The following is an 18,033-nucleotide window of genomic DNA, read 5'->3' as shown; positions in this document are numbered from 1 at the left end:
AGGAAATACCAACCATGGCTATTGTTGACGTCAAGGTTCCGCAGCTGTCCGAATCGGTTGCAGAAGCGACCATGCTGAACTGGAAGAAAAAGCCGGGCGAAGCCGTTGCCCAAGACGAAATCCTGATTGAGATCGAGACCGACAAGGTCGTGCTCGAAGTGCCGGCCCCGTCGGCAGGCGTGCTGTCGCAGATCATCCGCAACGATGGCGACACCGTGGTCGCCGACGAAGTGATCGCCAAGATCGACACCGAAGCCACCGCCGGCGCAGCTGCTCCCGCCGCCGCCGCGCCCGCACCTGCCGCCGCGCCCGCAGCCGCTCCGGCCGCTGCCGCGCCCGCCGCAGCCGGCGCCGTTGCCATGCCTTCGGCTGCCAAGCTGATGGCCGAAGGCGGCCTGTCGGCCAGCCAGGTTGCCGGTACGGGCCGCGATGGCCGTATCACCAAGGGCGACGTGCTCGGCGCCGCCGCTGCACCGGCCGCCGCGCCTGCCGCCAAGGCAGCCCCGGCCGCCGCCGCCAAGCCGGCACTGCAGCAAGTGTCCGCGCCGGTCGACTTCGCAGCCCTGGGCGACCGTCCGGAAGAGCGCGTGCCGATGAGCCGCCTGCGCGCCCGTATCGCCGAGCGCCTGCTGCAATCGCAATCCACCAACGCCATCCTCACCACCTTCAATGAAGTGAACATGAAGCCGGTGATGGACCTGCGCAACAAGTACAAGGACCGCTTCGAGAAGGAACACGGCGTCAAGCTGGGCTTCATGTCCTTCTTCGTCAAGGCCGCGGTGCACGCGCTGAAGAAGTTCCCGCTGATCAACGCATCGATCGACGGCAACGACATCGTCTACCACGGCTACTTCGACATCGGCATCGCGGTCGGTTCGCCGCGCGGCCTGGTGGTGCCCATCCTGCGCAACGCCGACCAGCTCAGCCTGGCCGACATCGAGAAGAAGATCGCTGAATTCGGCCAGAAGGCGAAGGACGGCAAGCTGTCGATCGAAGAAATGACCGGCGGCACCTTCTCGATCTCGAACGGCGGCGTGTTCGGCTCGATGCTGTCGACCCCGATCATCAACCCGCCGCAATCGGCCATCCTGGGCGTGCACGCCACCAAGGACCGCCCGGTGGTGGAAGACGGCCAGATCGTGATCCGTCCGATGAACTACCTGGCCATGTCCTACGACCACCGSATCATCGAYGGYCGCGARGCYGTGCTGGGCCTGGTSGCGATGAAGGAWGCGCTGGAAGATCCGGCACGCCTGCTGCTGGACCTGTAAGCGTCGCGCGCATCCGAAGTGACTGAAGTCCTGCCACCCGGGCGCCGCGCGCGCCCGGGCGGGCACGACGGACCGTAGAGTTGATGGCGGCCCGGCGGGCGAGGTTGCCCCGCCCCGGGCCGCAAAAGGAAATCCATGAGCAAACAATTCGACGTGCTGGTGATCGGTGCCGGCCCCGGCGGCTATATCGCCGCCATCCGTGCCGGCCAGCTCGGCCTGAACGTGGCCTGCTGCGAAGGCAATGCCTACGACGATCCGAAGGACGAACCGCGCCTGGGCGGCACCTGCCTGAACGTGGGCTGCATTCCCTCCAAGGCGCTGCTGGCCTCCTCGGAAGAGTTCGAGAACGTGCAGCACCATCTCGGCGACCACGGCATCACCGTGGGCGACGTCAAGGTCGACGTGGCCAAGATGCTCAAGCGCAAGGACGACATCGTCGGCAAGATGACCAAGGGCATCGAGTTCCTGTTCCGCAAGAACAAGGTCACGCTGCTCAAGGGCTACGGCAAGTTCACCGGCAAGACCGCCGAGGGCTTCCAGGTCGAGATCGCCGGCAAGGCCGGCACCGAAGTCGTGACCGCCAAGCAGGTCATCATCGCCACCGGTTCCAAGGCGCGCCACCTGCCGGGCATCACCGTCGACAACAAGCTGATCAGCGATAACGAAGGCGCGCTCAAGTTCGCCGGCGTGCCGAAGAAGCTGGGCGTGATCGGCGCCGGCGTGATCGGCCTCGAGCTGGGCTCGGTGTGGCGCCGCCTGGGTGCCGAAGTGACCGTGCTGGAAGCGCTGCCCGCGTTCCTGGGTGCCGCCGACGATGGCGTGGCCAAGGAAGTGCAAAAGCTGCTGACCAAGCAAGGCCTGAAGTTCAGCCTCGGCGTGAAGGTCAACGAGGTCAAGACCGGCGCGGACAACGTCACCGTCAGCTACACCGACAAGGACGGCGCCGCGCAGACCCTGGAAGTGGATCGCCTGATCGTGTCGGTCGGCCGCGTGCCCAACACCGACAACCTCGGCCTGGAAGCCATCGGCCTGGCCGCGGACCAGCGCGGCTTCATCGAGGTGGACGATCACTGCGCCACCAAGGTGCCGGGCCTGTGGGCCATCGGCGACGTGGTGCGCGGCCCGATGCTGGCGCACAAGGCAGAAGACGAAGGCGTGGCCGTGGCCGAGCGCATTGTCGGCCAGAAGCCGCACATCGACTACAACTGCATTCCCTGGGTGATCTACACCTTCCCGGAAATCGCGTGGGTGGGCAAAACCGAGCAGCAGCTCAAGGCCGAAGGCCGCGAGTACAAGTCCGGCCAGTTCCCCTTCATGGCCAACGGCCGCGCGCTGGGCATGGGGCACTCGGATGGCTTCGTCAAGATGCTGGCCGACGCCAAGACCGACGAGATCCTGGGCGTGCACGTGGTCGCCGCGAACGCATCGGACCTGATCGCCGAAGCCGTGGTGGCGATGGAGTTCAAGGCCGCCAGCGAAGACATCGGCCGCACCTGCCATCCGCATCCGTCGATGTCGGAAGTCATGCGCGAAGCCGCTCTCGCCGTGGACAAGCGCCAGCTCAATATGTAAGGCGCATGCCAGCGTATTGGCCAGCGTATCATTGAGTACCGGCGCGCCGCTCCAGCGGCGCGCCGTTTTCGCTTTCGGGGGCGGCGGGATATTGGTATCCCGGTGCGCGCCTCGATATACTTCCAGGCGGGCCTGTCAGCATCAAGGCCGGCATCAGCGCAAGCAGTCAGCATGAACGTCCGTGAGTACTACGAGCAGGAACTGAAGCAACGCGGCTACACCTCCGACGAGGCGCAGCTGCGCGCCGTCGACCGGTTGCAGCAGTGCTATGACGAGTGGGTGGCGTACAAGAGCCGCCGCAACAGCACGCTGAAGAAGCTGCTGGTGCATCCGGACGTGCCCAAGGGCGTGTACCTGTGGGGCGGCGTGGGGCGCGGCAAGTCCTTCCTGATGGACAGTTTCTTTACCTGCGTGCCGGTGGTGCGCAAGACGCGCCTGCACTTCCATGAGTTCATGCGCGAGGTGCATCGCCAGCTCGAGGAGCTGCGCGGCCGTCCGGACCCGCTCGACGAACTGGCCAAGCGCATCGCGCGGCGGTTCCGCCTGATCTGCTTCGACGAGTTCCACGTCAACGACGTGGCCGATGCCATGATCCTGCACCGCCTGCTCCAGCAGCTGTTCGAGAACGGCGTGCAGTTCGTCATGACCTCCAACTACCGGCCGGACCTGCTCTATCCGGACGGCCTGCACCGCGACCGCGTGCTGCCCGCCATTGCGCTGCTGCAGCAAAAGCTCGACGTGCTCAACGTGGATGCCGGCATCGACTACCGCAAGCGCGCGCTGGAGCAGGTGCAGGCGTATCACACGCCGCTCGGCCCGGAGGCCAGCTCGGCACTCCGGCAGGCGTTCACCAGCATTGCCGGGGTGGCCGACGAGTCGCCCATCCTGCATATCGAGCATCGCGAACTGCGCGCGCTGCGCAAGGCTGGCGGGGCGGTCTGGTTCGATTTCAACACGCTATGCTGCGGGCCGCGCTCGCAGAACGATTATCTCGAACTGGCCACCCAGTTCCATACGGTGATCCTGTCGGACGTTCCCAAGATGACGCCGCGCATGTCGTCCGAGGCACGGCGCTTCACCTGGCTGATCGATGTCTTCTACGATCACAAGGTCAAGCTGCTGATCTCGGCCGAAGTGCCCGCCGACGAGTTGTACACCGAGGGCCAGATGTCCAACGAATTCCATCGCACCGTCTCGCGCATCATCGAGATGCAATCGCGCGAATACCTGGAAGCGCMGCGCCGCACCGTGGATACATCGCTGACCTGACCTGACCTGACCTGACCGGTCGACCTGGAGCGCTGGCCGCTCCGGGCGGGCCGGCGTGCCGCCGCCGCGTGGCACGCTTGATCCATATCAAGGCGGCTTGCCTGCGGGACTCATACCATGCACCTGGTAAAAAAGAGTCCCGATGCCCCCATCCTCCGCCGCTGCCGCCGCACCCATACCGATTACGCCGCCTGCCGGCACGGGCAGCGCGCCGGCCGCCGCCGGGCGTGCGGGCTGCTTTCATTGCGGCCAGCCGCTTGCGGCTGGCGCCCCCGTCTTGCGCGCCAGCATCGGTGGCGAGGACCATGTCTTCTGCTGCGGCGGCTGCCAGACACTGGCACAGACCCTGCACGGCGCCGGCTTTGGCCATCTCTACGGCGATCAGGCCCGGTTCGCCCGCCCCATCGATGATGCCGCGCGACGCGAAGCCGAGCCCATCTGGGCCRCCTACGACACGGAGGAGCTGCGAGCGCAGTTCGTGCGGCCGCTCGACGAGCGCCGCGCCGAGATCACGCTGGCGCCCGAGCATATCCGCTGCGCCGCCTGTGCGTGGCTGATCGAGCAGCACCTGGGCAGCCTGCCGGGGGTGGAATYGGTGATCGCCAACGTGGCCACGCGCCGTGTGATGGTGCGCTGGCGCGAGGCGGAGCAGCCGGTGTCTGCCTTGCTCGCCGCGCTGGCGTCGATCGGCTACCTGGCGTGGCCGTTCGAAGTGTCGCGCTCGGACCGCCAGGACCGCCACGCGCGCCGCGGCCTGCTGATGCGCATGGCGGTGGCCATGCTCGGCATGATGCAGGTCATGATGTACGCGTGGCCCATCTACACGCACGAAGCCACCATCGACCCCGGCCAGTTGCAACTGATGCGCTGGGCCAGCCTGGTGCTGACCCTGCCGGTAGTGCTGTATTCGGCTTCGCCGATCTTCGCCGGCGCATGGCGCAGCCTGCGCCGGCGTCACCTGGGCATGGACGTGCCGGTGGCGATCGGCGTCGGTGCCGGCTTCGTTGCCAGCACCATCGCCACGCTGCGCGGCAGCGGCGAGGTGTACTTCGATTCCGTCACCATGTTCGTCGCCTTCCTGTTGCTGGCGCGCTACCTGGAGCTGCGTGTGCGTCAGGCTTCGCGCAGCGGCGCCGAGATGCTGGCGCGCCAGTTGCCGTCCACCTGCGAGCGCTTGCAGGCCGAAGGCGGGGTGGGGGAGCGCGTGCCGGTGGCGCGCCTGCGCGCGGGCGACCTGATCCGGGTCAAGGCCGGCGAGGTGGTGCCCGCGGACGCGACGGTCGCGGCCGGCGCCAGCGAGCTGGACGAATCGATGCTGACCGGCGAGAGCAGGCCGGTCGCACGCGGCGTGGGCGATGCGGTGCTGGCCGGCTGCTTCAATACCGCCAGTCCGCTCGAGTTGCGCGTGGCCAGGGTGGGCGCCGCCACGCGCCTGGCCGAGATCGTCGCGGTGCTGGACCGGGCGCTGGCTGAAAAGCCGCGCCTGGCCGCCATGGCCGACCGCGTGGCGGGCTGGTTCGTCGCCGTCCTGCTGGTGCTGGCGGCGGCGGCCGGCGTGGTCTGGTGGCTGTGGGTCGATCCCGCGCGCGCGCTGCCGGTTACGGTGGCGGTGCTGGTGGTGAGCTGTCCGTGCGCGTTGTCGCTGGCAACGCCGGCGGCACTGGCCGCCGCGGGTGCGGCGCTGTCGCGGCGCGGTGTGCTGCTGACGCGCGGCCACGCGCTGGAGGCGCTGGCCGGGGTCACGGACGTGATGCTGGACAAGACCGGCACGCTGACCCAGGGGCGCTTCGCGCTGGCCGGGATACATGTGGTAGGGGCGGCCGGGGCGGACGGGGTGGACGAAGCGGCGGCCAGCCTGCGTCTGGCAGCTGCCATCGAGCGCTCGGGCGAACATCCGATCGCTCGCGGCATTGTCGAGGCGGCGCAGGCGCAAGGACTGGCCGACGACACCCATGTGGTCGGCGCCGTGCGCAACGTGCCGGGCCAGGGACTGGAAGCCGAGGTGGATGGACGGCGCCTGCGGCTGGGCCGGCGCGGCTTCGTTGCCGCGCTGGCCGGCGATGCTGGCGCGGGCAGGGCCGACACCATCGAAGCGACGCTGGCCGCCAGCGAACGCCGCGGCGCCACGCTGGTCTGGCTGGGCGATGCCGCCGGCGCGCTGGCGATCTTCGCGCTGGCCGACACCGAGCGCGAGCAGGCGGCCAGCTTGCTGGCGCAGCTACGCGAGCTTGGCGTGACCACCCACCTGGTATCGGGCGACACGCCTTCGGCGGTGGGCTGGTGGGCCGACCATTTCGGCATCGCGCGCCGCGAGGGCGGCGTCACTCCCGAGGGCAAGCGCGCATACGTGGCGCGCCTGCAGCGCGCCGGCGCGGTGGTGCTGGCGGTCGGCGACGGCATCAACGACGCGCCGGTGCTCGCGCAGGCGCAGGTGTCCATCGCCATCGGCAGCGGCGCGCCGCTGGCACAGGCCGGCGCCGACGCCGTGCTCGCGCACGGGCGCATCGCCGAGATCGCGCAGGCGCTGCGCACCGCGCGCCGCACGCGCCGCGTGGTGCGCCAGAACCTCGGCTGGGCCTTTGCCTACAACGTCATCGCCATCCCGCTGGCGGCCACCGGCCATGTCACCGCCTGGATGGCGGGCATCGGCATGTCGCTGTCGTCGCTGCTGGTGGTGGCCAATGCCTGGCGCCTGCTGCGCGCCGGCAAGACCGGAGACTGACGCATGGACATGCTTTACCTGCTGGTGCCGATGAGCCTGGTGCTGGTGGCGGTGATCGCAGGCGCCCTCTGGTGGGCGCTGCACGCCGGCCAGTACGACGATCTCGATCGTCCCGCCGAAGCCATCCTGCTGGACAACGACAAGCCTTGAGACCGGTGCCGCGGCTGCCCGCGGGCAACGCGCCAGCGAGCAAGTTCCAGGGCTTTCCGATGCGCTTGATACAGATCAAGACACCCCATGCCGGGTTTTCCTACAGTCACGTCATCAATTTCTGCTTTCTACAATCTGGGGGTCTGAATGGATGTCACCGCCGCGTCTTCTCGCGCCGACACCTTCAATTACGGCGTCGTGCGGCAATTTGCCGTCATGACGGTCGTGTGGGGGATCGTCGGCATGGCCGTCGGCGTGCTGCTCGCAGCACAGCTGATCTGGCCTGAACTCAACTTCAATACGCCGTGGCTGTCGTTCGGGCGCCTGCGTCCGCTGCATACCAATGCGGTGATCTTTGCCTTCGGCGGCAGCGCGCTGTTCGCCACCTCCTACTACGTGGTGCAGCGTACCTGCCAGGCGCGCCTGTTCTGCGGCCCGCTGGCGGCCTTCACGTTCTGGGGCTGGCAGCTTGTGATCGTGGCAGCGGCCATCACGCTGCCCATGGGCATCACCAGCTCGAAGGAATACGCCGAGCTCGAATGGCCGATCGACATCCTCATCACGCTGGTGTGGGTGGCCTACGCCATCGTGTTCTTCGGCACCATCGTCAAGCGCAAGACCCGCCATATCTACGTGGCCAACTGGTTCTTCGGCGCCTACATCCTGACCATCGCCATCCTGCATATCGTCAACAATATCGAGATGCCGGTGTCGATGTGGAAGTCCTACTCGGCTTACGCCGGCGTGCAGGACGCGATGGTGCAGTGGTGGTACGGCCATAACGCGGTGGGCTTCTTCCTGACCACCAGCTTCCTGGGCATGATGTATTACTTCATCCCCAAGCAGGCYGGKCGYCCSATCTATTCCTACCGCCTGTCGATCGTCCACTTCTGGGCGCTCAACTTYACCTAYATGTGGGCCGGTCCCCACCACCTGCAATACACGGCGCTGCCCGACTGGGCGCAGTCGCTGGGCATGGTGTTCTCGCTGATCCTGCTGGCGCCGTCGTGGGGCGGCATGATCAACGGCATCATGACCTTGTCGGGTGCCTGGCACAAGCTGCGCACCGACCCCATCCTCAAGTTCCTGGTGGTGGCGCTGTCGTTCTACGGCATGGCGACGTTCGAGGGCTCGATGATGTCGATCAAGACCGTCAACGCGCTGTCGCACTACACGGACTGGACCATCGGCCACGTGCACTCCGGCGCGCTGGGCTGGGTCGCGATGATCTCCATCGGTTCGCTCTACTACCTGATCCCGCGGCTGTTCGGCGAGAAAGAGATGTACAGCGTGCGCCTGATCGAGCTGCACTTCTGGATCGCCACCATCGGCGTGGTGCTGTACATCGCCTCGATGTGGATCGCCGGCGTGATGGAAGGCCTGATGTGGCGCGCCACGCAGCCCGACGGCACGCTCACCTACGCCTTCGTGGAAGCGGTCAAGGCCAAGTACCCGTTCTACCTGATCCGTCTGCTGGGCGGCCTGTGCTTCCTCTCCGGCATGCTGCTGATGGCCTACAACGTGGCCAAGACCATCATCGGCAAGCCCGCCGTGGACGCGCCGATCCCGGCGACGGCCGCCGCCGCCGCCCACTGACTACGCCAGGAGAAATGATGTCGCAGAAACAAAGCTTCTTTTCTCACGAGACCCTGGAGAAGAACATCGGCTGGCTGATCATCTGCACCATCCTGGTGGTCAGCATCGCTGGGCTGGTCCAGATCGTGCCGCTGTTCTTCCAGCACTCCACCACCGAGCCGGACCCCGGCATCAAGCCGTATTCGCCGCTGCGCCTGATGGGCCGCGACGTCTACATCCGCGAAGGCTGCGTGGGTTGCCACTCGCAGCAGGTGCGCACGCTGCAGGCCGAGACCGAGCGCTACGGCCACTACTCGACGGCGGGCGAATCGGTCTACGACCACCCCTTCTTGTGGGGCTCCAAGCGTACCGGCCCCGACCTGGCGCGCGTGGGCGGGCGCTACTCCGAAGACTGGCAGCGCATCCACCTGCGCAACCCGCGCGACGTGGTGCCCGAATCGGTGATGCCGTCGTACCCGTGGCTCGAGAAGGCACCGTTGCCTACCGGCGACATCCGTGACCGCATGCGCGCGCTCAAGCGCCTGGGCGTGCCCTATACGGAGGCCGAGATCGAGCAGGCGCCAGCCACGCTGGAGGGCAAGACCGAGGAAGACGCGCTGGTGGCCTACCTGCAGGAACTCGGCATCAGCAAGCGCAACGTCCGCGTGGACACAGCGGCCGCGTCCGCCAAGGAGTAAGCCATGGCCATGATCACTGCATTCTCCACCGTGGTTTCGATGATCGCGTTCCTGGCGATCTGCTGGTGGGCCTGGTCGGCCGGCCGCCAGCCCGCCAACGCGGAGTCGGCGCTGCTGCCGTTCGCGCTGCCCGACGAACCGCTCGCCGCCAGCCAAGAGCGCAGCCCCGCGGGCGGCGCCAACCATACCAAGCAGGGACACTGAGTCATGAGCGACTTCTTCACGGATTTCTGGAGTTACTACATTGCCGCCATTGCGCTGGTCGGCATCGTCTGGTGCGTGTGGCTGCTGTTCTCGCAACGCAAGGTGACCAAGGTGGCGGGCGCCGGCCAGGACACCGGCCACGTGTGGGACGGCGACCTGCGCGAACTGAACAACCCGCTGCCGCGCTGGTGGATGTGGATGTTCCTGCTGGCGTGCATCTTCGGCCTGGCATACCTGGTGCTGTATCCCGGCCTCGGCTCCTACGCCGGCGTGCTCAAGTACTCCTCGCAGGGAGAACTGGCGGCGCACCGCCAGGCTGCCGAACAGGTGCAGAACGAAATCTACGGCAAGTACATGAAGATGGACGTCAAGCAGGTGGCGGCGGACCCGCAGGCGCGCGAGATCGGCCAGCGGCTGTTCCTCAACTACTGCGCGCAGTGCCACGGCTCGGACGCGCGCGGCAGCCGCGGCTTTCCCAACCTGACCGACGCCGACTGGCTGTATGGCGGCGAGCCCGCCACCATCACCCAGACCATCACCAAGGGCCGCAACGGCGTGATGCCGTCGCAGGCCGCCACCGTCGATGCAAAGCTGGCCGGCGACGTGGCGCAGTACGTGCGCTCGCTGTCGGGGCTGGCGTCCGATCCGATCCGCGCCTCGCGCGGCGAGAGCACCTTCAAGTCGACCTGCGCGGCCTGCCACGGCTCCACCGGCAAGGGCAACCAGGCGCTCGGCGCGCCCAACCTGTCGGACAACGTCTGGCTGTACGGCAGCTCGGAGGCGAGCATCGTCGACGCCATCCTGAAGGGCCACAACAACCATATGCCCGCGCACGAAGAGATCCTGACGCCCGAGCGCATCCGCATGCTGACCGCCTACGTATGGGGGCTGTCCAACAGCGGGGCAGGCACCGGGAGCGGCCAATGAGCGTGGCAGCATGCCTGCGTGACCCTTGCGCGGGCGGAGACAACAATCCATGAACGCCCCCGAACCGGAGCCGCTTGCCAGGTCTGGCACCTCGCAACCGGCCCAGCGCGAGAGCGCATCCGCCACGGCGGATGCGCAGAGCTCCGACGAAACCCTCTACGAAGTCCGCCGCAAGATCTATCCGCGCTCGGTGTCCGGCGCGTTCTCGCGCTGGCGGGTCTGGATGGTGGTCCTGACCCAGCTGTTCTTCTACGGCATGCCCTGGCTGCAATGGAATGGCCGCCAGGCCATGCTGTTCGACCTTGGCGCGCGCAAGTTCTATATCTTCGGCCTGGTGTTGTGGCCGCAGGACGTGATCTACCTCGCGGTGCTGCTGGTCATCTCCGCGCTCTCGCTGTTCCTGTTCACCGCCATCGCGGGCAGGCTGTTCTGCGGCTATGCATGTCCGCAGACGGTCTATACCGAGATTTTCATGTGGATCGAGCGGCATGTCGAAGGCGACCGCTTCGCGCGCATCCGCCTCGACGGCGATCCGTGGAGCGTACGCAAGCTGCGGCTCAAGGCCTCCAAGCATACGCTGTGGATCCTGATCGCACTGTGGACGGGCTTTACCTTCGTCGGCTACTTCTCGCCGATCCGCGCGCTCGGCGCCCAGGTGCTGAGCCTGTCGCTGGGCCCGTGGCAGACTTTCTGGATGCTGTTCTACGCGTTCGCCACCTGGGGCAACGCCGGCTTCATGCGCGAGCAGGTGTGCAAGTACATGTGCCCCTACGCACGCTTCCAGAGCGTGATGGTGGACCGCGACACCTATGTCGTGACCTACGACGTGGGCCGCGGCGAGCCGCGCGGCAGCCGCTCGCGCAAGGCCGACTACAAGGCTTCGGGCCTCGGCGATTGCGTGAACTGCAGCATCTGCGTGCAGGTATGCCCGACCGGCATCGATATCCGCGACGGCCTGCAGTACGACTGCATCGGCTGCGGCGCCTGCATCGATGCCTGCAACCAGGTCATGGACAAGATGGCGTACCCGCGCGGGCTGATCCGCTACACGTCGGAGAACGCCATGCGCCGCGCACTCTCGGAAGCGGTGGCGCGCAAGCGCCTGGTGCGTCCGCGCACGGTGGTGTACTCGGTGATCTGGCTGGCCCTGGCCGCCGGCTTCATGGCCTCGCTGGCCATGCGCACGCCGCTCAAGGTGGACATCATCCGCGACCGCGGCGCGCTCGGCCGGGAAGTGGAGGGCCGCTGGATCGAGAACGTGTACCGGCTGCAGTTGATCAACACGACCGAAGCACCGATGCGCGTCGCGATCCGCGCCGAGAGCGACGAACTGAAGGGCCTCGCGGTGGAGTACGACCACAGCGCCGGCAACCTCGATCCCACGTCGAACCGGCTGATTCCGATTCGCGTGCGCGTGCCGATCGAAGCCGCGGGCCACGGCACGCACAAGATCCAGGTCACGGTGAGCACCGCCGGCAGCGAAGCCGGAGGCGCCAGCGCCGCGGAGATCAGCCAGAGCACGAGCTTTATCGTGCCGCGCAATCTGTGACGCCGGCCGCCGGAGTCACAGGTCAAACACGCAACATAGAGGAGGCCAGATGACGCAGCAAAGCAATCCCTGGTGGAAGGAGCCCTGGCCGTGGCTGCTGATGAGCGGCCCGCTGGTCGCGATGGTGGGCTGCGGCTTCACCATCTGGCTGGCGATGTCGCATCCCGACCAGCCGGTCGTGGAGGGCGTGTCGCGGCACGGGCTGGTGGTCGAGAAGGCCCGAGGCGCCACGCGCGATGCAGTGCCGGCCGCGACGCAGGCGAGGTGACCATGAGACTGCGCTGGCTGATGTGGGTGCTGTGGCCCGGTTTCCTGGTGGGCGGCCTGACCACCGCGCTGGTGTTCTCGATGATCGATCCGGGGGACCTGCATTTCTTCGGGCAGCCGGTGGAGGCCTCGCGCGAAGCGGTCTACACGGTGGGATTCCTGTTCGCGTGGGTGCTCTGCTCGTTATCGAGCGGGCTCACGCTGTACACGATGCCGACGCGGCTGGCCGACACCGACGAGCTGGAATGAGGCGGCCGCGCCGCGCGCGCCGCCGGAGATCGGCCTGGCGGCCTAGCAGGACTTGTTGACGATCTGCTTGATGCCCGGCATGTCGACCAGCTTGACGTGGCGCTGGCGGATCTGGATCAGCCCGGCTTCCGCGAAGCGGGAGAACAGCCGGCTGACCGTCTCGAGCTTGAGCCCGAGATAGCTGCCGATTTCTTCCCGGCTCATGCGCAGCACGAATTCGGAAGACGAGTAGCCGCGCGCGGAAAGCCGCTCCGACAGATTGATCAGGAAGGTGGCGAGGCGTTCTTCGGCGCGCATCGAGCCGAGCGTGATCAGCATGACCTGGTCCTGCGAGATCTCCCGGCTCATCAGCCGCATGAACTGGTGCTGCAGGGACGGCAGGGAGCCGGACAGCGCTTCGAGATCGCCGAAGCGCACGACGCAGACTTCGGTATCCTCGAGCGCGGTGGCATCGGACGCATGCTGCATCTCGCCGAGGCCGTCCAGGCCGACGACTTCGCCGGGAAGGTGAAAGCCGGTGATCTGGGAGCGACCATCTTCCATGGTCAGGTGGGTCTTGAGCGTACCGAAGCGGATCGCATAGACGGCGGTGAGCGGGTCGCCGAGGCGGTACAGGGTCTCGCCCTTGCGTACGCGCACCCGCTCCTGCACCAGCGTATCCATTTTCTCGAGGTCCTGCTGCGACATGCCGACGGGCAGGCAGAGCTGGCCCAGCGAGCAGGTGGAGCAGCGGGGCGACATCTCGGTGATGGGAATGGAGGTGAGCAATTGGGGCCTGTCCGGTTTGGCGCAGTCAATCCAGCGCTGTGGGGCAGGCGCATGGCGTTGAGAGCTTGACGTTGAAAGCGTCGGTTTCAGGCACCGTCGGCATCAGCCCTGGCGCGCGAGTCTGGCGCGCTTGCACCCTCTGGCGGGATGCTGCGCACCGTTGCTCGTCGTCATGTCTGCGATCACGCGCATTGGCGCGGGCGCTGGGCAGGAAATCGACAGCGCCTCTGGGATCTGCGGGGGCGCGTTAGCCGCATTTTAACGCGCGAAACGTTACGACAGGGAGTAGAAGTTGACCATAGGCGTGCTTTTCAGTGTATTTACCCTGGCCTTGCTGGGTGGCGTGCACTGTGCAGCGATGTGCGGCGGGATCGCGCTGGCCGCCGAGCAGGGCGGTGTCGCGCGGGTGCCGGCGACCATCCTGCGGCGTCCCGGCCACTGGCTGATCGAGTTGCTGGTCATGCATGCCGGCCGGCTCAGCATGTATGCGGTGCTGGGGGCATTGCTCGGTGCGCTTGGCGCCGCTGCCTGGAAGGCGCAGTACCTGCCGGTGCAGCGCTGGCTGTTCGGCGCCGGCAGCGTGATGCTGGTGGTGTCGGGGCTGTGGATGCTGGGCGGGCGCACGCCCGGCGCGGGCTGGCTTGAACGGCTGGCTGCCCGCGGTGCCGGCGGCTTGCTGCTGGGCTTGGCGGCGGCCGGACGGCTCGCCGGCACGGCGTTGCCGCAAGCGCGGCTGCTGCGCCGCTATGGCATGGGGCTGGCATGGGGGCTGGTGCCGTGCGGCATGGTGTATGGCGCACTGGCCATGGCGCTGCTGGCGGGCAACGCCGCCTCCGGCGCCCTGGTGATGGCCGTGTTCGGCCTGGGCACCTTGCCCAACTTGCTGGTGATTTCGGGGCTGTCGGGCTATTTCCGGCAATGGTCGCGCCGTCCGCTGGTACGCGCCGTGGCCGGGCTCGCCGTGATCGGCTTTGGCGTGGCGGGCGTGGCGCGGGCGCTGCTTTTGCCAGAGTCGCTGGCGGCGCATGGCTTCTGCCTGGTCTTCTGAGAGGCGCTCCGGTGACGCGCCGCGCACTCGGACAGGTCGATTCGCAAGGGAAGCGGTTGCAGGTTTGCCAGGGAATGCCATACAATCGCAAGAACAGCGATATCGCGCAGCGTAATTCATCGTGGCATCGCCGGTTAGCATTCGCATCTCAGGGATGCATGCCAGGAACCCCCGGGCAGGTATGACCGCCAGGGACCGTTCCCCACCCGCCGTCCGGTTTAAAAGATTCGGTTCAAAAGACCAGCCTCGGCAGGGCGGGGCGAGATAAGCCACGCAGGTCCGATATCCGTTATTTTCTTGCGCCCGGGGCGATCGATGTCGCGCCGGACAAGTCCGCCACATCAGGGGGGAGGCGCGACGCAAGGGCTCCGTCGACCGGCAGGTAGAGCCGGTGGCCGGGCGATCTCCTGCCGGTCAGGTCCGGCATCCGATGCAAAAAAGAAAGCGCACTGCCGGCAATGCAACGAGCATGCGGTTGGCTGCGCGGACAGATGGCGGTGGCAATCCCTACCGCTGAACCCGCAATCTCCAGTGCGTCCCGGATATTCAGGGGCGCAGGTGCAAAGACAGGCTGCACGCAATCAACATGAATACCCAAGAGGCGAAGATCGTCCTCGAGACCGCGCTGATCTGTGCGCAGGAACCTTTGCGCGTCCATGACATGCGGCGGTTGTTCSCCGACGACGTCGGTGCCGACACCATCCGGGTCCTGCTCGACGAGCTGCGCCGCGACTGGGAGCAGCGCGGCGTGGAACTGGTGGCGCTGGCCAGCGGCTGGCGCTTCCAGAGCCGCCCCGCCATGCGCGAATACCTCGACCGGCTCAATCCCGAGAAGCCGCCGAAGTATTCCCGCGCGGTGATGGAGACGCTGGCGATCATCGCTTACCGGCAGCCGGTCACGCGGGGCGATATCGAGGAGATCCGCGGCGTCACGGTGAGCACCGAAGTGGTGAAGAAGCTCGAAGACCGCAGCTGGATCGAGGTCATCGGGCACCGCGACGTGCCCGGACGCCCGGCGCTGTACGCCACCACCAAGGCCTTCCTCGACGACCTTGGCCTGCGTACGCTGGACGAGCTGCCGCCGCTGGAAGACATGCAGGCGCAGTCGCAGGTCGCGTTGCTGAACCAGGAGCCGATCGATTTCGAGTCCCTGGGCAGCGTACCCGCCGGCAGCGACGAAGAAGCGTTCGCGCTGGCGGCGCCTGACGAGGCTGAGTCCGCCCAGGCGGATCCCGCCGGGCAGGCTGCTGCTGCCGAGGGTGAGGCCGAAGCTGCGGCACTGCCCGAGGCGGATGCGGAGCCGGTTCGGGAGCTGGCTACGGCAGGTGAGCCTGCAGTGCAAGCCGCTGTCGGGCCCGCAAGCGTGACGTCCGGTGCAGGCCCGGGCATCGAGGAAGAAGAATCCGCCGCCGAGGCGGAGCCCGCCGCGACCGACGGCGAGGCAGATGAAGAAGCGGAAGAGCGAGCCCCGGCCAACGGTTACCACGTGCAAGTGGCCTCCGGCGAGCAGGAGCCCGAAGCCCCGGCATCGTCGGGCATGAACCCGGCGAATCCGGCGCACCCTAGCGAGCACGATGAGCTCGACGAGCGCGTGTCCAACTGAACACCATGCAACATCCGAATGTGAATACCTTGTCCGATTCTGTTGATCAAGACGTCCGCCCGGCGGATGCGCCGGCCGGCGACGCCGGCAAYGGCRCCGAMGGCGCRCCGCGCCGCAAGGGCCTGCGCCGTGGCYTGCGCAAYCTGGTAGCCACGCGCCGCCAGTCTGCGCAGGACCGCGAGGGCGGCCGCCCCGCCGATGGCGAGCAGGCCGCCGCTCCCGAGGCTGGTGCGTCCGACGCCCAGCCCGGACAGGGCGACGGCGCGCGCAAGGGGCGCACCCGTGGCAAGCGCAAGCCCGCCGAAGGCGAGGCGGCACAGGCCGGCGAGCAGCAGGGCGAGCGCCCGGCGCCGCGTGGGCGCCGCGCAGCCGGTGGCGACGCCGCCGGTGTGGGCGAGGCAGGTGCCGAAGTCGCCGGCGAACGCCAGCGCGACGGGGCACGACCCAACGGCGCACGCAAGCGCAAGCCTCAACAGGGTCAGGGCCAGGGTCAGCAGGGCCAGGCGCAGCCCCAGGGCCGCCGCGGCGGCGCCGAAGGCCAGCAGGGCGCAGGGCGCCAGGCAGGCAAGGGCAACAAGGGCAAGGGCGGCGGCGCACAGCGCCCGGCGCCGGGTGCGGCCGACAAGGCGCCGGCCGCTGCCGCGGCAAGCGGCGAAGATCTGTTCCGCTTCGTGATTTCCGGGCAGTACGACCAGGAAGACGCCAGCGGTGCGCGTGCCAAGGTCAAGCCAGTGCGCGAACTCTCCGCGGACGACGACGCTCCCAAGCTGCACAAGGTGCTTGCCGAAGGCGGCCTGGGCTCGCGCCGCGAGATGGAAGAACTGATCCTGCAAGGGCGCGTGTCGGTCAACGGCCTGCCGGCCCATATCGGCCAGCGTATCCTGCCGGCCGACCAGGTCCGCGTCAACGGCAAGCTGATCCACCGCCGCGTGTCGACCAAGCCGCCGCGCGTGCTGCTGTACCACAAGCCGTCCGGCGAGATCGTCAGCCAGTCGGATCCGGAAGGCCGTCCCACCGTGTTCGACAGCCTGCCGCGCATCAAGGCAGGGAAGTGGGTGGCCGTCGGCCGCCTCGACTTCAACACTGAAGGCCTGCTGATCTTCACCTCTTCGGGTGACATCGCCAACAAGTTCATGCATCCGCGCTACGGCGTGGAGCGCGAATACGCGGTGCGCACGCTGGGTGAACTGGCCGAGGCCGATCGCCAGCGCCTGCTGCACGGCATCAAGCTCGACGATGGCGAGGCCAATTTCCTGCGCATCGCCGATGGCGGCGGCGAGGGCATCAACCACTGGTATCACGTGGCGCTGACCGAAGGCCGCAACCGCGAAGTGCGTCGCATGTTCGAGGCGGTTGGCCTGACCGTGTCGCGCCTGATCCGTACCCGCTACGGCCAGTTCCTGCTGCCGCGCGGCCTCAAGCGTGGCCGCTGGCAGGAACTTGAAGCCGACGATGTGCGCGCGCTGATGGCATCCATCGGCCTGAAGGCGCCGTCGAAGGGTGACAGCCAGCCCAAGGGCGGCAACAGCAAGGTCACCGGGCGCAAGGCGCGCACCGAGGCGGCCATTGCCGGCATGCCGATGCCGACCGGCATGGACGGCCTGCCGCGCGTGAACCGCGGCAACGGTCCGCGTGGCGGCGGTGCCGGTCGTGGCCAGCCGGATCCCATGCAGACGTCGATGGGCTATATCGGTGGCCCGACCCTGCTGACGTCGCATACCACCAAGCTCGGTGGCGGCGCGGCGGGCACGCCGCGCGGCCCTGGCGGCATGGGTGGGCGCGGTGGACGTGGCGCCCGCGGCGCCAGCGGCATGGGCGGCATGGGCGGCATGGGTGGCATGGGTGGCATGGGTGGCATGGGTGGCATGGGCGGCGGCCAGGGTCGCGGCCCGCGCCGCGGCGGCGGCGGCGGCGGCGAGGCGAACGGAAATGTGATGCCGCAGCCTGGCAAGGCGAACGGCAATCGCCGTCCGCGCGGCGGCGGCCGGGACGGCAACCGCTGACGCTTTTGTAGTGCCGGGTGGCGGGGATTACGGTCGGGAAGGAGTGAGGCGCGTCGCGCATTGTCCTCCCGTCCGGGTTTCTCCCGGCTATCTCTTTGCCTTTTGCACCGCAACGGCGTATAATCCAAGTCTATTCAAAAGTCATCCTGAAAAAGGAT

Annotated in this window: 16 protein-coding genes; 15 read left to right on the top strand and 1 reads right to left on the bottom strand. The window is 67.6% G+C overall.

The window, feature by feature from the left end; translation table 11 throughout:
* The first annotated feature begins 14 nt into the window (after positions 1-14).
* From odhB to AC1DO7_RS24255, 12 genes are all read left to right on the top strand, one after another.
* On the top strand, positions 15-1,271 hold the full coding sequence (gene odhB / locus AC1DO7_RS24310) for a 2-oxoglutarate dehydrogenase complex dihydrolipoyllysine-residue succinyltransferase (protein ID WP_477116655.1): 1,257 nt from the start codon (positions 15-17) through the stop codon (positions 1,269-1,271).
* A 135-nt stretch (positions 1,272-1,406) separates the two neighbouring features.
* Entirely contained in the window at positions 1,407-2,843 is a 1,437-nt protein-coding gene (gene lpdA, locus AC1DO7_RS24305; protein ID WP_441623917.1) for a dihydrolipoyl dehydrogenase, read from the top strand.
* Between the two features lie 171 nt (positions 2,844-3,014).
* Positions 3,015-4,112 carry a cell division protein ZapE gene (gene zapE, locus AC1DO7_RS24300; protein ID WP_477116654.1) on the top strand — a complete coding sequence of 366 codons (1,098 nt, stop codon included), beginning with the start codon at positions 3,015-3,017 and terminating at the stop codon, positions 4,110-4,112.
* 142 nt (positions 4,113-4,254) lie between these two features.
* Complete coding sequence (locus tag AC1DO7_RS24295) at positions 4,255-6,834, top strand: heavy metal translocating P-type ATPase (protein WP_477116653.1); 2,580 nt, start codon at positions 4,255-4,257, stop codon at positions 6,832-6,834.
* A 3-nt stretch (positions 6,835-6,837) separates the two neighbouring features.
* Positions 6,838-6,984 carry a cbb3-type cytochrome oxidase assembly protein CcoS gene (gene ccoS / locus AC1DO7_RS24290; protein ID WP_020206636.1) on the top strand — a complete coding sequence of 49 codons (147 nt, stop codon included), beginning with the start codon at positions 6,838-6,840 and terminating at the stop codon, positions 6,982-6,984.
* A gap of 147 nt (positions 6,985-7,131) precedes the next feature.
* Positions 7,132-8,580 carry a cytochrome-c oxidase, cbb3-type subunit I gene (ccoN, locus tag AC1DO7_RS24285; protein WP_441643518.1) on the top strand — a complete coding sequence of 483 codons (1,449 nt, stop codon included), beginning with the start codon at positions 7,132-7,134 and terminating at the stop codon, positions 8,578-8,580.
* 17 nt (positions 8,581-8,597) lie between these two features.
* Positions 8,598-9,257, top strand: coding sequence for a cytochrome-c oxidase, cbb3-type subunit II (ccoO, locus tag AC1DO7_RS24280; protein ID WP_441623909.1), 660 nt, complete (start codon positions 8,598-8,600; stop codon positions 9,255-9,257).
* A 3-nt stretch (positions 9,258-9,260) separates the two neighbouring features.
* The gene (locus AC1DO7_RS24275) at positions 9,261-9,461 is read left to right on the top strand and encodes a cbb3-type cytochrome oxidase subunit 3 (protein ID WP_441623907.1); all 201 of its coding nucleotides are present in this window, start codon (positions 9,261-9,263) and stop codon (positions 9,459-9,461) included.
* Positions 9,462-9,464: 3 nt separating this feature from the next.
* Positions 9,465-10,388: a cytochrome-c oxidase, cbb3-type subunit III gene (ccoP, locus tag AC1DO7_RS24270; RefSeq protein ID WP_441623906.1), complete on the top strand. Its 924-nt coding sequence runs from the start codon at positions 9,465-9,467 to the stop codon at positions 10,386-10,388.
* 49 nt (positions 10,389-10,437) lie between these two features.
* Positions 10,438-11,937, top strand: coding sequence for a cytochrome c oxidase accessory protein CcoG (gene ccoG, locus AC1DO7_RS24265; RefSeq protein WP_441623904.1), 1,500 nt, complete (start codon positions 10,438-10,440; stop codon positions 11,935-11,937).
* Between the two features lie 49 nt (positions 11,938-11,986).
* Positions 11,987-12,205: a FixH family protein gene (locus AC1DO7_RS24260; RefSeq protein WP_441623902.1), complete on the top strand. Its 219-nt coding sequence runs from the start codon at positions 11,987-11,989 to the stop codon at positions 12,203-12,205.
* Between the two features lie 2 nt (positions 12,206-12,207).
* Positions 12,208-12,453 carry a hypothetical protein gene (locus tag AC1DO7_RS24255; protein ID WP_441623900.1) on the top strand — a complete coding sequence of 82 codons (246 nt, stop codon included), beginning with the start codon at positions 12,208-12,210 and terminating at the stop codon, positions 12,451-12,453.
* A 42-nt stretch (positions 12,454-12,495) separates the two neighbouring features.
* Here AC1DO7_RS24255 and fnr read toward each other — a convergent pair whose 3' ends face one another.
* Positions 12,496-13,221: a fumarate/nitrate reduction transcriptional regulator Fnr gene (gene fnr / locus AC1DO7_RS24250; protein ID WP_441623898.1), complete on the bottom strand. Its 726-nt coding sequence runs from the start codon at positions 13,219-13,221 to the stop codon at positions 12,496-12,498.
* Positions 13,222-13,513: 292 nt separating this feature from the next.
* Between fnr and AC1DO7_RS24245 the strand changes: the two genes are divergently transcribed.
* The 3 genes from AC1DO7_RS24245 (at position 13,514) to rluB (ending at position 17,875) form a co-directional block, all read left to right on the top strand.
* Positions 13,514-14,269, top strand: coding sequence for a sulfite exporter TauE/SafE family protein (locus AC1DO7_RS24245; protein ID WP_441623896.1), 756 nt, complete (start codon positions 13,514-13,516; stop codon positions 14,267-14,269).
* 586 nt (positions 14,270-14,855) lie between these two features.
* Positions 14,856-15,872: an SMC-Scp complex subunit ScpB gene (scpB, locus tag AC1DO7_RS24240; RefSeq protein ID WP_477116652.1), complete on the top strand. Its 1,017-nt coding sequence runs from the start codon at positions 14,856-14,858 to the stop codon at positions 15,870-15,872.
* A gap of 5 nt (positions 15,873-15,877) precedes the next feature.
* Entirely contained in the window at positions 15,878-17,875 is a 1,998-nt protein-coding gene (rluB, locus tag AC1DO7_RS24235) for a 23S rRNA pseudouridine(2605) synthase RluB (RefSeq protein WP_477116651.1), read from the top strand.
* Positions 17,876-18,033 lie beyond the last annotated feature (158 nt).

Source organism: Cupriavidus sp. 05N40, assembly GCF_056397305.1.
Note: the sequence above shows the minus strand (reverse complement) of the source record. Positions and strands in the feature narration are given on the sequence as shown.